Origin of the sequence: Nocardia sp. BMG51109 (assembly GCF_000526215.1) — a bacterium.
GTDB lineage: Bacteria > Actinomycetota > Actinomycetes > Mycobacteriales > Mycobacteriaceae > Nocardia.
Window position 1 is genome coordinate 466614 of the sequence record NZ_JAFQ01000004.1, and the last position, 14785, is coordinate 481398.

The window sequence follows — 14785 nt, forward strand, 5'->3', positions numbered from 1 at the left end:
CGAAACCGGTGGGTGCCGCACCGGATCATCCGAAGTTGTGGCCCTCGCCGCGATAGGTCGGGACGGAGCTGCGGACACCGTCGGCGTCGACGATCCACACGCGGTCGAAGCGTTCACACAGCTCGCCCGCCTTGGCGTGCCGGAACCAGACCCGATCCCCGACCGCGAGTTCGGCCGCACCCGTCAGCGGGGTCTGCACCTCGCCCGCCCCCTCGGTGCCGACGAGCCGTAAACCGGTGGGCCACACCGGCGTCGGCACCCGGGATTTTCCGGCCGGTCCGGAGGCGATGTACCCGCCGGCGAATGCGGTCGCGATGCCGGACGCCGGCCGGCGCAGCACCGGCAGCGCGAAGAACAGCGCCGGACGCGGCGTGACGGTGCGATACCCGTCGAACAGCGTCGGCAGATACAGCCCGGAACCCGCGGTCACCTCGGTGACCTCCGGATCGGCGACGCTCACCTCGACCGATCCGGTCCCGCCGCTGTTGACGATCTCCAGCTTCCCCACCACCGACCGCACCGCGTCCAGCACCCGCCGACGGCGCTTGCCGATCTCCGCGGCCGACGCCCGCTTCACCACGCGCACCGCGGGATTGGTATCGGGCAGCCCGGCGATCTGGGCCTCGTAGGTCATCACCCCGACCACCCGGAAACCGCGCTCGAGCGCGTCGCGGGCCAGCCGTGCCGCCTGTTCGGGCGTGCGAATCGGCGAGCGGCGCACGCCCAGGTGCACCGGACCGATCCGCAGCGAGGCGTCCACGTCCAGGCACACCCGCGGCGCCACCCGATCGCCGCCCACGGCGGCCCGGATCAGCTCCAGCTGCGCCGAATCGTCGACCATGAGCGTGATGGCCTCGCACAGCGCCGCGTCCGCACCGAGTTCGGCCAGCGCCGCCCGATCGACGCTGGGATAGCCGAGCAGGATGTCACGGGCGCCCTGGCGCGCCAGCCAGACGGCCTCGCGCAGCGAGTAGGACATGATGCCGGCGAACCCCCCGGCCGCGGTCAGCTCGTCGCCCAGCACCTCGGCGAGCACCGCGCGGCAGCGCACCGATTTACTGGCCACCCGGATCGGCACGCCGCGAGCGCGGCGCACCAGGTCGTCGGCATTGGCACGCAGGGTGGCCAGATCGAGGGCGGCCAGTGGCGGATTCAGGTCCGCGGTGGCCGTCTGCAGCCCGGCGATCGGCGACAGGTCCGTCACCCGTCCCACTCAATCACGTAACCGAGTTACTGGTCAACCGTCCAATTACTGCCGGATCTCAGCAGTCGACCGCCTTGGTGGACAGGCTCGACACCAGATCGTCGAGCACCACCAGCATCGTCTCGTCGTCGCAATCGGCGAGCCAGCGCAGCACCGTGCCCTGCATCACCGCCACCGCGTAGGCCGCGATGGCCTCGACCGGCTCCAGCCATTGCGTCCCGGACCGATCCGCGCACAACCGCAGAAAGGCCCCGACCTGGGCATCCAGATCCCGGAACCGCGCCGCCACCGTGGGTTCGGCCACCGGATCGGCGCGTTCGGCCCATCGGCGGCGCAGGGCCTCGATGGTCGATTCGTAGGTGTGAATCTGCCGGTGCGGCTTGGCCTTGATGGCCGGCCACAGGGCACTGACCCCGGCGTGCAACAGGACTCGCAGCGCGCGTGTACCGGTGCAGTCGATGGCGGCGGCCGCCAGCTCGACAGCCTCCTCGACAGTCGGATGTGGTCGCACCTCGACTATTTCTCCACTTGCGCTCAACGACGACTCCCTCGGGCGAATGAACGCGCGCACTGCACCAGCGCGGCTCGCTCAACGGGTTGCAAATCTTCACTGATCGCCCCGAGTACCAACCCGGCCGACCCGTTCAACATTCATCAATGGTAGAGGGTTTTCGGGGATCGCGACCAGCTTCGTCGGCGTTTCCGGACTGAAAGATTGTTTCGTTACCCGTCCGGGATCGAACGGAGACCACGACTCCACGAGCACTACCCGTAACCGACAAGACACTACGCCGTTACCGAGAGTAACGCCGTTATCTGTGTCCGAACACACAGTGACAAGGCCGTCGCCACGCGTTCGCCCGTTCGATCGGCCAACGACACCCGGGCCTACCGGCCCGCCGATAACCTGGAGAGGTGACCGTAGCGCGACCCGATCAGTACCTCATCTCCGGAACGTTCAACTACCGCGACGTCGGCGGCCTGCGCACCGAGAGCGGCGCGCGTGTCCGCTCCGGAGCGCTGCTGCGGTCGGCACAGCTGTGCCGGCTCGACGCCGACGGCCTCGCCACGCTGCGCGACCTCACGGTGGCGGCCGTCCACGACCTGCGTGGTCCCGAGGAGATCAGGCATCTGGGCGCCGACGTGCTGCCCGACGACGTGCGTCTGGAGCGCACCCCGTTCGATTCGCGGATCGGCGAGAAGCCGCCGCACGAGGTGGTGCACGACGAGCCGTGGGAGGAGATGTTGCAGGTATACCGGGCCTTCCCGGCCATGCCGGAGGCCGGCGTCGCCATCACGGCGATCGCCCGCTCGCTGGTCCAAGGCGACGGTGCGGTGCTGGTGCACTGCGCCGCCGGCAAGGACCGCACCGGCTGGGCGATCGCGACGCTGCTGCGCGCGGCCGGTGTCACCGAGGCCGACCTGCTCGAGGACTTCCTGCTCAGCAACGACGCCGTCGATGCGCTGCGCGCCGACGTGGCGACGAATTCCGGTGGGCGTGTGGCCCTTCCGCTCGACGTGCTCGGAGTCGCCCCGGAATACCTGGCCGCGGGCACGGATTCGATGCACCAGCTGCACGGCGACCTCGACACGTACCTGGCCGGCATCGGCCTGACCGGCGACCTGCGCTCCCGGCTGCGCGACCGCCTGCTCGAATAACGCGGACGGCCCCGACCGCACCCGGCGGAGATATCCGCCCGGCGGACGAGGCCGACTATTCCGCCGGGTGAACGTGCACCGTCCTGCGCGGCGCAGGATGACCGATCGCTCCGCCCGGCGGACGCACATCGGCACGCCGCCGGGAACTCGCCCCGTCACTCCGCGCGGTGAACGAGGCCGTCCTCATCGATGTCGACCTGGTTGCCGGTGTGGAACCAGGAGCCGGTGAAGCGGGATTCGGTGGTCTCCGGATCGTTCCAGTAGCGCGGGGTGACATTCGGCCCGCGGCACAGCAGTTCGCCGTGGCCGGTATCGGCCCGCGGGCCCCACAGCGCCAGTTCGGTGCCGCCGAACGGAAATCCGAGCAGGTCGCACCCCAGCGGCTCGGTGCCGTCGGGCAGGGCCAGGCCGATGCCGCTGGTCTCGGTGGCGCCCCAGACCGACCACTGCCGCGCCAGCGGGAACACCTCGCGCAGCGCGGCGGCCACGCCCCCGGAACTGACCGGATCGATGGCCGCCAGCTCGGTGCGATGCCCCGCGCTGCAGACCTGCCGCACGCCCTCGGCGCGCAGGCCGGCCAGTCCGGGCAGCAGGCCGGCGAAGATGCGCGGCGTCGCCGCGACCATATCGATGCGCTCGGCCACGATGGTCTCCGCCACCAGCGACGAATTCGGGACGAGCACCACCGTGCCGCCGACGGCGAACGTCGGCAGCAGTTGATCCACGCAGCCGCTGGCGTGCGCGAGCGGCAGCAACACCAGGTTGCGCAGCCCCTCGGTCGGCAGGTCCAGCGCGCACACCATCGAGCGGACCGCCGACAGCAGATTCTCGTTGGTCAGCTCCACCCCGGCGGGCCCGGCGGAACGGTCTTGTGCCACCGCGCCACTCGTGTAGCACAGCAGCGCCAGCTCGCTCAGGGACGCGCCGTCGTCGATGAACGCCGCGCCGTCGGGTAGCTCCGCGCCGCCGGGGCCGCCCAGCACGAAATCCGCGCGACTGTCCGAGATCACGCGGGCCGCAACGTCGTCGGGCAGTCCGTCGTGCACCAGCACCGGCACCGCGCCGGACAGCAGCGCGCCGAGGAATGCCTGAACCCAGCGCGCCCCCACCGGCATTCGGACCGCGACCCGGTCGCCGTAGCCGATTCCGTGCTCCTGCAAACCACCCGCGATCCGCGAGGCCGCATGCCACAGCTGGCGATACGTCAGCCGCGGGCCGCCGATCTCGACCACCGCCTCGCGCCCGGAGAAGGCGTGCACCTGGACGTCGAGCAGTTCGGTGAGCGCCGGGTTCAGGTTGCCGTAGCGCAGCACGCCATCGGCGCCGCGGGCAAGAGGGTTGTCGGACCGCGGATTTCGCGACTGCGGATATTCGACCAACAACTGCGCCATGGCTCCTCCGAACGCCTCGATTCCGGCAGGCCCCCCGAGCCTATATGACGCAGATCACAAACGTGGGCGGATATTCGGCAAACTTCGACGCGTCGTCGATACCCACGGTGGATCTCCCCGGCCGGCGGCACATCGTCAGCGGCCCGTATAGATCGCCTTCCCCGGCCCGTTCTCCAGGAAGCTGCGCACCCCGCCCCGCAGGTCCGCGCTGTCGAACAGCTCGCCCGACACCTCCGGCGTCACCGAATCCGCATGGGCGACACCGCCGGAACGCCACGCCGCCACGATCTGCTTGGTCGCCGCGTGGGCGCGGGTCGGGCCGTCGGCCAGCCGGGCGACCAGCGCGCGGGCCGCGGCGTCGACGTCCTCGTGCACCGCGTTGACCACGCCCCACTCCGCCAGTACGGCGGCGCCGTACAGGTCGCCGGTCATGACCAATTCCCGGGCGCGTCCGGAGCCCGCCCGCTCGGCCAGCCGCTGCGGGCCGCCCATCGACGGCGTCAGCCCGACCACCGTCTCCACCAAGCCGAACGTCGCGGTGGGCCCGGCCAACAGGATGTCGCAGGCCAGGGCGATCTCGAAGGCGGCGGTGAGGGTCAGCCCGTGCGCGGCGAACACCACCGGGCACGGCAGCGCCTCCAGCGGATGGATGATTTGCGCGAACAGCGAGCGCCACAGCTCGGCGCCCTGCCGCACCGACAACCCGTCGAAGACATGCACATCCACGCCGCCGGAGACCACCTTGCCCGCGGCGCGCAGCAGGACCGCGCGCGGCGGGTCGGCGCTCAGCTCGGCGATGTCGGCGGCCAGCGATTCCAGCAGCGCCTGGTCGAACAGGTTCAGCGGCGGACTGTCGAGGGTAAGCACGGCCGACCGCGCCCCCTGCTCGGTCTCGACGCGCTCCAGCCGGGTGGGTTTCGAATCGCTCATCGGCCGAATCTTTCCAGCCGCCGCCACCGCGCGAAACACACCCGGCACCGGACCTCGCGCGGTGCGATGGCGACACCGCCCGCGCACCCGGCGAGGCGGTCGGTGCGTGCCGGCCGGATCTGCGAGACTGGCCGGGTGAGCACCTCGTCAGCCGACAGCGCCGGCTATGTCGAACCCGGTGAGTTCAAACGGGATACGAACTACATCACCACCCGCATCACGGCCGACGCCCGGGACGGCTATCCGGTCGAGCCGGACCGCTATCGCCTGGTCGCCGCGCGCGCCTGCCCGTGGGCGAACCGCACCCTGATCGTGCGGCGGCTGCTCGGCCTCGAGGACGTGATCTCGCTGGGCCTGTGCGGTCCCACCCACGACCAGCGCAGCTGGACCTTCGACCTCGATCCCGGCGGCGTGGACCCGGTACTGGGCATCCATTTCCTGCGCGACGCGTACAACGCGCGAATCCCGGACTATCCGCGCGGCATCACCGTTCCGGCAATCGTCGACGTGCCGACGGGGCAGGTGGTCACCAACGACTACCCGCAGATCACCCTCGACTTCTCCACCGAATGGGCCGGCTACCACCGGCCGGGTGCGCCGCAGCTGTATCCGGAGCCGCTGCGGGAGGAGATCGACGAGGTCGACCGGCGGGTGTACACCGAGGTCAACAACGGCGTCTACCGCTGCGGCTTCGCCGGCGCCCAGGATGCCTACGAGGCCGCCTACGACCGGCTGTTCGCCGCGCTGGACTGGCTGTCCGAGCGGCTGGCGCGGCAGCGTTATCTGGTGGGCGACACCATCACCGAGGCGGACGTGCGGCTGTTCACCACCCTGGCCCGTTTCGACCCGGTCTATCACGGCCATTTCAAGTGCAACCGCAACAAATTGACGGAGCTACCGGTGCTGTGGGCCTATGCCCGCGATCTGTTCCAGACCCCGGGCTTCGGCGACACGATCGATTTCACCCAGATCAAGCAGCATTACTACATCGTCCACTCGGATATCAATCCCACCCGGATCGTGCCGAAGGGCCCCGATCTGTCGGACTGGCTGACGCCGCACGGCCGAGAGGAGCTGGGCGGCAGCCCGTTCGGCGACGGCACGCCGCCACCGCCGCCGCCGGTTCCCGAACGCGTCCCGGCCGAACACGGCGCGGGGTGATCGTCAGGCGTGTGGCCGGGCACCGGCGTAGGTGCCGAAGCTCCAGTACACGCCCTCCGGATCGCGGCAGGTGAACCCGCGCGAGCCGTAGTCCTCGTCGCGCAGTTCGCGGGTGACGGTGGCACCGGCGGCCTTGGCACGCTCGTACAACTCGTCGGGGTTGTCGATGACGACATAGATCGAACCGCCCGGGGCGGGACACCCATCGGCCGCCGCGCTCTCCCGGGTGGTGCCGAGCATGAGGCCGCCGCCACCGGGCAGGGTCATCTCGGCGTGCTCGACGACGTCTCCCTCGCCGTAGCGCGCGCTCTCGGTGAAGCCGAAGGCCCGCCGCAGGAAGTCCATCGCCGCGGGGGCGTCCCGGTAGCTGAGGCAAGGCCAGACCGCCGTGCCGGTACGAGTGCTGGTAGTCGTGCTGGTAGTCATTGAATCGGTCATGTGTCCGAGCGTTCCAGCTCCAGCAGGATCGGGGCTTGGACGAATGGGAACTGCTCGTGGGCCAGCCACGCCGACGGCGGCATGCCCGCCAGCTCGCGCCACTCCCGGGCCATATGCGCCTGGTCGTAGTACCCGACCGTGGCGGCGACGTCGGCGATCGGCACCCCGGTCCGCACCGTGACCGGCGCGCCGGATCCGGTGGCGACCGACCGCAGCAACCGGTGCGAGGCCTGGAACCGGGCCAGCCGGGTGGCGTCCTTGGGGGTGATACCGAATTCGGCGGCGAACCGGTTGCCGAGATGTCGCCGGCTCCAGCCGATATCGGTGGCCACCTCGGCGACGCGGGTCCGGCCGGCCCCGGCGGTGAGCAACCGCCACGCACGGCCCAGCCGATCCTCGATGGCGGCATCGGCGGCCCGGCGCAGCAGCACCTCGTCCAGGATCGCGAACCGCTTCGACCAGTCCGCGGTGGCCGAGAGCCGTTCGCGCAGTTCGCGGGCGTCCGGACCGAGCAGGTCGGACAGGTCGACCACCCACGACCCGAGCTCCGCCACCGGCACGCCGAGCAGGACCCGCGCGCCCAGCGGCGTCAGCGCCAGCTGCACACCGTGCTGAAAGCCGTTGTGCGCGATCGTGCACGGCCGCACGGTGAGGCCGCTGGCCATCGCCTCCCAGGTGCCCGGCCCCTGCCCCGGGTGCGGGGCGACGGGGATGTCGAGCGGCTCGTCGATCGTGACGATCACGGTGAGGTACGTGCCGGGCATCCCGATATGCGTGCCCGGATCGAAGCCGCGCAGCAGATATCCCTCGTAGCTGCGGACCAATGTCCGCAGCCGCGGATCGGGCACACCGCCGGCGCCCGCGGAGACACCACTCACGCCACAACACTAGGCCCGATTCGGGAACCGGCCCAGCGCGCCGGTTCGTTGTCCCGGAAAGCGGGCAGTCCTCGAGTGCGGACTCGAGGGGAACGGCGGCACGCCCGGCGCCCCACTAGAGTTTCCTCAGCGGACGTACGAGAGGGGTTACCGATGTTCAAGGGCGGTGCGGAGAAGGCGGTGAGGGCACTACTCGACAACGGGGCGCAGCTGCAGGCTCCCGCGGTCGCCAAGTACGTCGACCGGTTCCGGCGGGCGCATCCGGACGAGAGCCCGGCCCAGATCCTCGAGCGGCTGGAGCGGATGTACCTGACCACCGTGACGGGCAGCGGCACCGCGGTCGGGGCCACCGCCGCCGTCCCGGGGGTCGGCACCGTCACCTCGCTGGCCGCGATGAGCGCGGAGACGACGTTCTTCCTGGAAGCATCGGCGGTGTTCACCCTCGCGGTCGCGGCCGTGCACGGCATCGCCCCCGACGACAAGGAGCGCCGCCGCGCGCTGGTGCTGGCGGTCGTGCTGGGTGAGAGCGGGATGGAGATCGTCGAAAACAGCGTCGGGCATTCGGCGAAGAACTGGGGGATGCTGCTGGCCGACCAGATTCCCGGCATCCGCAATATGAACGACTCCCTGATGAAGCGGTTCGTCGTGCAGTTCATCGCCAAGCGCAGCGCGCTCATGTTCGGCAAGGTGCTGCCGGCCGGAATCGGTGCCGCGATCGGCGGTTACGGCAACCGCATGATCGGCAAGACCACCATCGCCAATGCCCGCTCGGCCTTCGGGCCCGCGCCGGCGAACTGGCCCGGTTCGATGGTGATCGACGCCGATCCGCTGCCGGCGCTGGACGAGAAGTCCTCCGGGCAGCGATGAGCGCGGCGCGACCACCGGCCTTCGCGGCCACCGAGCTGACCAAGCGGTTCGAGGGCGTGCACGCGGTCCGCGAGGTGAGCTTCGTCGTGCCGTCCGGTACCACCGCCGCCCTGATCGGGCCGCCGGGCTCGGGGAAGACGACGATCGTGCGGATGCTGCTGGGCCTGCTGCCGCCGACCGCCGGCACGGCCGCGATCGGCGGCGGACCGGCCCGGCGCACCGGCTCCCCGGCCGGGGCGATGCTGCAGCCTCGCGGCCTGCATCCGGCGCGCACCGTGCGGGGGCAGTTGCGCGTCTATGCCGCCGCCGCAAGCGCTTCCGACGATCAGGTGGACGAGCTGCTCGCGCTGACGAACCTGGAGGCCGTCGCCGGGCAGCGGATCCGCGCGCTCCCGCCGGGTGTGCAGACGCGGCTGGCGCTGGCGATCGCGCTGCTGGGCGATCCACCGCTGCTGGTACTCGACGATCCGCTCGCCGGGCTCGGCCCGGCCGAATGCGACTGGCTGTCGGAGTTCCTGCGCCGGCGCGCCCGCCGCGGCGGCGCCACCCTGCTGACCTCGCAGAGCCTGGCGGCGGCGATACCCGTCGTCGATCAGCTGATCGTGCTGGCCGACGGCGCCGTCGTCTACCAGGGCAGCCCGCGGCGATTGCGGCGCAGCCACCCGGACCGGCTGATCGTCGGGGTCTCCAGCCCGATCGCGCTGGCCACCACACTGGCCGCGCGGGGTTTCACCGATACCGTGATGCGCTCGGACGGCCGGCTGGCCGTCGCGGAGGCCACCCGGGCCGAGGTCGAGGCGGCCGCGAGCACCGCCCGGGTGCAGCTCACCGAGCTGATCCCCGAACCGGTGCACCCCGACCGGGTGCTCGCCGCGCTGACCCGGCCCGCACAGCCGCCGACCACCGCCCCTCCGATGCCTTACGGGACGCCACCATGATCCTCACCGTGCCGGCGGACGTCGGCCGCGCCGCCACCGTCGAGATCCGCAAGATCACCACGCTGCGCGCGGGCTGGGCGCTGCTCCCGGCGTGCGCCGGGATCGGCTTCGTGGCCGCCGCCGTCACCGCGATCACGGGGACCCCGCCGCAGGAGGACGAGGTGCTGGCGACCGGGACCGCCAGCATCGGCCTCTACCTGAGCGTGGCGGTGGCGCTGGCGGTGGCCGGCGTGTTCGCGGCCCTCGGGTCGGGCGCCGAATACCGCTACCGGAGCATCGCGCTGAGCTCCCTCTGCACGCCCGACCGCGATCTGCTGTGCGGTGCGAAAATCGCTGTCGCGGCGGTGTATTCGCTGCTGCTCGCGGCGGCGGCCGAGGTGGGCGCCGCGATCGGGCTGCTGGCGTTCGGGCGGCACAAGATCGAGTTCGGGCTGCGCCTGGTGGAGGTGTTCGCCGGCGGCCTGCTGGCGCCGCTGTGCTGGGGCGTGATCGGCGCGAGCCTCGGCCTGCTGCTGCGCTCGGCGGTGCTCGCGATCGCCGCGATGGCCGGCTGGCTGGTGGTCGCCGAGCCGCTGCTGTGGCTGGTGTTGCGGGGCGCCGGGATTCCGGGGTTCGCGGCGGTGCTGCCCGGTTCGGCGACCGTCGGCACGGTCGCGGTCGACTCGTTCCCGAAGAGCCCGTTCCTGCCGCCGAGCGCGGCCTCGGTGGTGGTGCTGGTGGTCTGGGCGGCCGCCGCCGGCGGCGCCGCCTGGTGGTACCTGCGGCAGCGCGAGATCTGAACGAGAGCGACGAGATCCGAGCCGAGAGTGATGGCCCGGCTGGTCCACGTCGGCGGTACGAGCCGATCACCGCGAGATGGTGTCCGCGCTCGCCGCGCGGTATGCCTTCGGTGCGCCCTCCGGCGGTCGCACCGCTGCTCGGAACGCCGCCCTGTCGGTCGGCGTCTGTAACGTCGAATCGACATGACCGACGCGGCGACAACACGACATCGCAACCCCGGCTGGATTCGCCGGCTGTGGGCTGCGTGTCGAGCGCATCCACGGCTGCTCGCGGGTGTGCTCGCCGCGGTGGTGGGTGGTGCGCTGGCGGAGGCCGCGGCGCCGCTGGCGGCCAAGCGGGCGCTCGACAGCGCCCAGGCGGGTGATCTCCACGCGATCGGCCCGATCGCGATGGTCCTGGCGGGGCTGGCGGTGGCGCGGTTCGCCACGGCGTACGGGCGTCGCTGGCTGACCGGGCAGCTCGCGCTGAACGTGCAGCACGAACTGCGTATCTCGTTGCTGACCGCCCTCCAGCGCTACGACGGACCGCGCCAGGACCGGCTGCGCACCGGGCAGGTGGTGTCGCGGTCGATCACCGATCTGCAGTTGGTACAGGGCCTGCTGGCGATGGCGCCGCTGTCGTCGGCGATGGTCCTGGTCTTCGTGCTCGCCGCCGCCGTCATGCTGGTGTTGTCGCCGCTGCTGGCCGCCGTCGCGTTGCTGACGGTGCCGGCGCTCGGCCTGGTGGTGTACCGGGTCCGCCCCCTGCTGCACGCGGCCACCTGGTCGGCGCAGCAGCGGGCCGCCGATCTGGCCCAGCACGTCGAGGAGACCGTCACGGGCGTCCGGGTGGTGAAGGGGTTCGGGCAGGAGTCCCGGATGGTGGGGGTGCTGGAGCAGCACGGGCGCCGGCTGTACGCGGAGCGGATGCGCTCCGCGCGCATCGACTCCCGGTTCGCGCCGACGGTTTCGGCGATCCCGCAGCTCGGGATGGTCGCCGTGATCGCGCTGGGCGGCACGCTCGCGCTGCACGACATGATCGGTGTCGGCACGTTCCTGGCGTTCGCCGCCTACGTCACCATGCTGTCGTCGAGCACCCGCATCGTGGCCAACGTGATCGTGATGGCGCAGCTGACGCGGGCCGCCGCCGAACGCGTCTACCAGGTGATCGACTCCGCGCCCGAACAGACGGATCCACCCGACCCGCGACCGCTGCCCGACGGTCCGCTCGGAATCGAGATGCGTTCGGTCACCTTCGGATTCGACCCGGACCGGCCGGTGCTGCGCGATTTCGACCTGTCCGTGCGCCCCGGCGAGACGGTGGCGATCATCGGCCCCGCCGGTTCCGGAAAGTCCACCCTGGCACTGCTGCTGCCCCGGCTGTTCGGCCCCGACTCCGGACGGATCATGCTGCGCGGTACCGCATCCGGCACCGCGGGGGTCGACGTCGCCGATGTGCGGGCGGCCGACCTGCGCGCGGCGGTGGGCGTCGTGTTCGACGAGCCGTTCCTGTTCTCCGACACCGTCGCCGCCAATATCGCGCTCGGCCGGCCCGACGCCACGCCGGACGAGATCCGCCGGGCCGCCGAACTCGCCGCCGCCGACACGTTCATCGACCGGCTTCCCGAGGGCTACGACACGATGGTCGGCGAGCGCGGCCTGACCCTGTCCGGCGGCCAGCGCCAGCGCCTCGCCCTCGCCCGCGCACTCCTGGCCGACCCCCGAATCCTGATCCTCGACGACGCCACCTCGGCCGTCGACGCCGTCACCGAGGCGGCCATCTACGACGCCCTGACCGGCGACTCCGGCACGGCACGCCCCGGCCGCACCACCGTGATCCTGGCCCACCGCGAATCCACCCTCGCCCACGCCGACCGCATCATCCGCCTTCCCGCCCCCGACCATCCCGGCACCACCGACCTCTGGCCCCGAGCGGCCGCCCCCGAATCCCCACCCACCGCCGACGGAACCACCCCGCAGGCCCTGGCTGCGACCACCGAGACCACGAAACCGCCGACCACCGACGAGTCACACGCCGCCACAACCCAACCGATACCCTCGGCAGGCGCCCTACCCGGGGAAACGGGTACGACCGGCGCCGCGACCACGCCACCGATGAACCCCGGCACCCTCGAAAGCCCAAGCGGCGCACAGCCGCGTCGCTCGACGACAGCTACTGGGCAATCACCGGAATCTCCCGCCGCCGCGCCGACGGCGGCCGACGGTTCGGATGCCACCGAGCCGCTCATCGGCACAACCGAACCGGTGAATTCGGCAGACCGGCCCGATACCCACGCGGCGAACGACGCACCACCCCCATCGGGGGACGCCGTGCGCCCGGCCGGCGAAGCCGGAGAGCCGACCACCACCGAGCCACTCGCCGATACCACCGAGCCACTCGCCGATACCACCGAGCCGGCGACTCCGCTCGGCCGGAACGGCACCCATTCGGTGTCCGGCCCGTCGCCGAGCGCCATCGGTGCGCGGCCGAACCGGCCGACGACCGGTATCGCGCGAGCGTCGGCGACAGGGGCACAGCGATCAGCGAGTACGGCTGCGTCCGTCATCGACGTGCCGCCCGAGATTCTGCACAACCTCGCCCGGCTGCCCGCGCCGACCGAGCGGCCCGGGCTCGATGACGATGCGCTGGAGCAGCCGGAGCCGAACTTCCGGCTGGTGCGGCTGCTGCGGCCGGTGCGGTGGCTGCTGCTGGCGGTCGTGGCACTGCTGGCGGCGAATGCCGCTGTCGGCGTGGCCTTTCCGGCGCTGACCCGGTATGCGCTGGACGACGGCGTGGCCGCCGGGAGCGCGCGGGTGCTGGCGACCGCGGCCGTCGCGGCGGCGGGGCTGGCCGTGCTGAGCTGGCTGGACGAGGCGCTCGGCACGCTGCTGTCGGCGCGCGGCGGGGAACGGGTGCTCTACGGGCTGCGGGTGCGCAGCTACGCGCACCTGCAGCGGCTCGGGCTCGACTACTACGAGCGGGAGCTGTCCGGTCGCATCATGACCCGGATGACCACCGATATCGACGCGTTGTCCACGTTCCTGCAGACCGGGCTGACCACGGCGCTGATCAGCATGGGAACCGCCGTCGGGATCGCGGTGGCGCTGCTGGTGATCGACTCCGGCCTGGCGGTGGTGGTGTTCGCCACGCTGCCGCCGCTGGTCGCGGCCACGCTGGTGTTCCGCAAGGTGTCGGCTGCCGCCTATTCGGCTGCCCGCGAGCGCGTGGCCACGGTGAACGCCGACTTCCAGGAGAACGTGGCGGGGCTGCGCGCGAGCCAGGCCTACCGGCACGAGCCGCATGCCGCGCACCGCTTCACCGAGTACTCCGATGCCTACCGCCGCGCCCGGTTGCGCGCGCAGCGGGCGATCGCGCTCTATTTCGCCTTCGTCGTCGCCTGGGCCGACCTGGCGCAGGCCGCGGTCGTCTACGTGGGCGCGCGGGAGGTCGCGCACGGCACCACCACCGCGGGAACCCTGGTCGCGTTCGTGCTGTACCTGGGCCTGCTGTTCAGCCCGATCATGCAGCTGTCGCAGGTGTTCGACGGCTACCAGCAGGCCCGGGTCGGGCTGCGGCGGATCGAGGCCCTGCTGCACACGCCGTCCTCGATCGAGCCGGACCCGCCGGATGCGGTCGCGATCCCCGGCCGGCTGCGTGCCGACATCACCCTCACCGACGTCGGATTCCGCTACCAGGACGCGAAAACAGCCGCCCTGCGGGATGTTTCGCTGCACATTCCGGCGGGCAGCACGCTGGCGCTGGTGGGCGAGACCGGCGCGGGCAAGTCCACCATCGTGAAACTGCTTGCGCGCCTGTACGACCTGCCGCGCCCGGATCCGGCCGACCGGCCGAACACCATCCGCGTCGACGGCACCGACATCCGCGACTACCGCCTCGCCGACTACCGCGGCCGGCTCGGCATGGTCCCGCAGGAAGCTCACCTGTTCACCGGCGACGTCGCGAGCAACATTGCATTCGGGAAACCATCCGCCACGCGAGCGGAGATCGAACGGGCCGCCGCGGCCGTCGGCGCGCTGGACATGATCGCCGCGCTACCGGCGGGCATGTATCAGCCGGTCGGCGAGGCCGGGCGCGGGCTGTCGGCCGGGCAGCGCCAGCTCCTCGCCCTGGCCCGCGCCGAACTGGTGGACCCGGACCTGCTGCTGCTGGACGAGGCCACGGCCGTACTGGACCCCGACAGCGAGGAGAAGGTGCTGGCGGCGAGCCGATCGCTGGTGCGGGCCGGTACCACGCACAGCCGCACCGCGGTGATCGTGGCGCACCGGCTGGTCACGGCCGCGCGGGCGGACCGCATCGCCGTGGTGGACGGCGGCCGCATCGCCGAGATCGGCTCGCACGACGAGCTTGTCGCGGCCGGGGGGATCTATTCCCGACTGTGGTCGGCGGCACGTTCGGACGAAGGAATATTCTCGTCTCCGGACGAGTCGTCACAGAGAGGGTTGGGTCTGTCCGGCCGGAGGTAGCCACATCGCAGCACGCCACGGGGAACGGAGGCGAAAACTTTGCGTAACGCGAAGAAACGCATAGAGACCACCGTGG

At 71.6% G+C, this 14785-nt stretch carries 12 protein-coding genes; 6 read left to right on the forward strand and 6 right to left on the reverse strand.

Annotation, left to right across the window (positions count from 1 at the left end):
- Positions 1-25 precede the first annotated feature (25 nt).
- Together D892_RS0103515 and D892_RS0103520 are read right to left on the reverse strand one after the other, a co-directional pair.
- Positions 26-1195 (reverse strand): amino acid deaminase/aldolase, encoded by a 1170-nt coding sequence (locus D892_RS0103515; RefSeq protein ID WP_024799923.1) that lies wholly within the window; start codon positions 1193-1195, stop codon positions 26-28.
- Positions 1196-1262: 67 nt separating this feature from the next.
- On the reverse strand, positions 1263-1742 hold the full coding sequence (locus tag D892_RS0103520; RefSeq protein WP_036566704.1) for a hypothetical protein: 480 nt from the start codon (positions 1740-1742) through the stop codon (positions 1263-1265).
- Between the two features lie 377 nt (positions 1743-2119).
- Here D892_RS0103520 and D892_RS0103525 point away from each other — a divergent pair, with 377 nt between their 5' ends.
- Positions 2120-2863 (forward strand): tyrosine-protein phosphatase, encoded by a 744-nt coding sequence (locus tag D892_RS0103525; protein ID WP_024799925.1) that lies wholly within the window; start codon positions 2120-2122, stop codon positions 2861-2863.
- A 155-nt stretch (positions 2864-3018) separates the two neighbouring features.
- Here the strand turns inward: D892_RS0103525 and D892_RS0103530 are convergent, their stop codons facing one another.
- Together D892_RS0103530 and D892_RS0103535 are read right to left on the reverse strand one after the other, a co-directional pair.
- Entirely contained in the window at positions 3019-4254 is a 1236-nt protein-coding gene (locus D892_RS0103530; RefSeq protein WP_024799926.1) for a class I adenylate-forming enzyme family protein, read from the reverse strand.
- Between the two features lie 135 nt (positions 4255-4389).
- Positions 4390-5184, reverse strand: a complete 795-nt coding sequence (locus D892_RS0103535) for an enoyl-CoA hydratase/isomerase family protein (protein ID WP_024799927.1) — start codon at positions 5182-5184, stop codon at positions 4390-4392.
- Positions 5185-5319: 135 nt separating this feature from the next.
- Here D892_RS0103535 and D892_RS0103545 point away from each other — a divergent pair, with 135 nt between their 5' ends.
- Entirely contained in the window at positions 5320-6345 is a 1026-nt protein-coding gene (locus D892_RS0103545) for a glutathione S-transferase family protein (protein ID WP_024799928.1), read from the forward strand.
- Positions 6346-6348: 3 nt separating this feature from the next.
- Here D892_RS0103545 and D892_RS0103550 read toward each other — a convergent pair whose 3' ends face one another.
- Positions 6349-6783 (reverse strand): VOC family protein, encoded by a 435-nt coding sequence (locus D892_RS0103550; protein ID WP_232235966.1) that lies wholly within the window; start codon positions 6781-6783, stop codon positions 6349-6351.
- Positions 6780-7661: an AraC family transcriptional regulator gene (locus tag D892_RS0103555; RefSeq protein WP_024799930.1), complete on the reverse strand. Its 882-nt coding sequence runs from the start codon at positions 7659-7661 to the stop codon at positions 6780-6782. Before D892_RS0103555 ends, D892_RS0103550 begins: the two co-directional genes overlap by 4 nt.
- 153 nt (positions 7662-7814) lie before the next feature.
- Here D892_RS0103555 and D892_RS0103560 point away from each other — a divergent pair, with 153 nt between their 5' ends.
- The 4 genes from D892_RS0103560 (at position 7815) to D892_RS44805 (ending at position 14709) form a co-directional block, all read left to right on the forward strand.
- Positions 7815-8528, forward strand: coding sequence for a hypothetical protein (locus D892_RS0103560; protein WP_024799931.1), 714 nt, complete (start codon positions 7815-7817; stop codon positions 8526-8528).
- Positions 8525-9466, forward strand: coding sequence for an ATP-binding cassette domain-containing protein (locus D892_RS0103565; RefSeq protein WP_024799932.1), 942 nt, complete (start codon positions 8525-8527; stop codon positions 9464-9466). The genes D892_RS0103560 and D892_RS0103565 overlap by 4 nt, the downstream gene beginning before the upstream one ends.
- Positions 9463-10245 (forward strand): hypothetical protein, encoded by a 783-nt coding sequence (locus tag D892_RS0103570; RefSeq protein WP_024799933.1) that lies wholly within the window; start codon positions 9463-9465, stop codon positions 10243-10245. The genes D892_RS0103565 and D892_RS0103570 overlap by 4 nt, the downstream gene beginning before the upstream one ends.
- A gap of 183 nt (positions 10246-10428) precedes the next feature.
- Positions 10429-14709 carry an ABC transporter ATP-binding protein gene (locus D892_RS44805; RefSeq protein ID WP_084160914.1) on the forward strand — a complete coding sequence of 1427 codons (4281 nt, stop codon included), beginning with the start codon at positions 10429-10431 and terminating at the stop codon, positions 14707-14709.
- Positions 14710-14785: the final 76 nt, after the last annotated feature.

Coding starts and splice junctions, on each gene's coding strand:
- D892_RS0103530 (WP_024799926.1), bottom strand. CDS start 4,254: ATGGCGCAGTTGTTGGTCGAATATCCGCAGTCGCGAAATCCGCGGTCC.
- D892_RS0103535 (WP_024799927.1), bottom strand. CDS start 5,184: ATGAGCGATTCGAAACCCACCCGGCTGGAGCGCGTCGAGACCGAGCAG.
- D892_RS0103550 (WP_232235966.1), bottom strand. CDS start 6,783: ATGACCGATTCAATGACTACCAGCACGACTACCAGCACTCGTACCGGC.
- D892_RS0103560 (WP_024799931.1), top strand. CDS start 7,815: ATGTTCAAGGGCGGTGCGGAGAAGGCGGTGAGGGCACTACTCGACAAC.
- D892_RS0103565 (WP_024799932.1), top strand. CDS start 8,525: ATGAGCGCGGCGCGACCACCGGCCTTCGCGGCCACCGAGCTGACCAAG.
- D892_RS0103570 (WP_024799933.1), top strand. CDS start 9,463: ATGATCCTCACCGTGCCGGCGGACGTCGGCCGCGCCGCCACCGTCGAG.
- D892_RS44805 (WP_084160914.1), top strand. CDS start 10,429: ATGACCGACGCGGCGACAACACGACATCGCAACCCCGGCTGGATTCGC.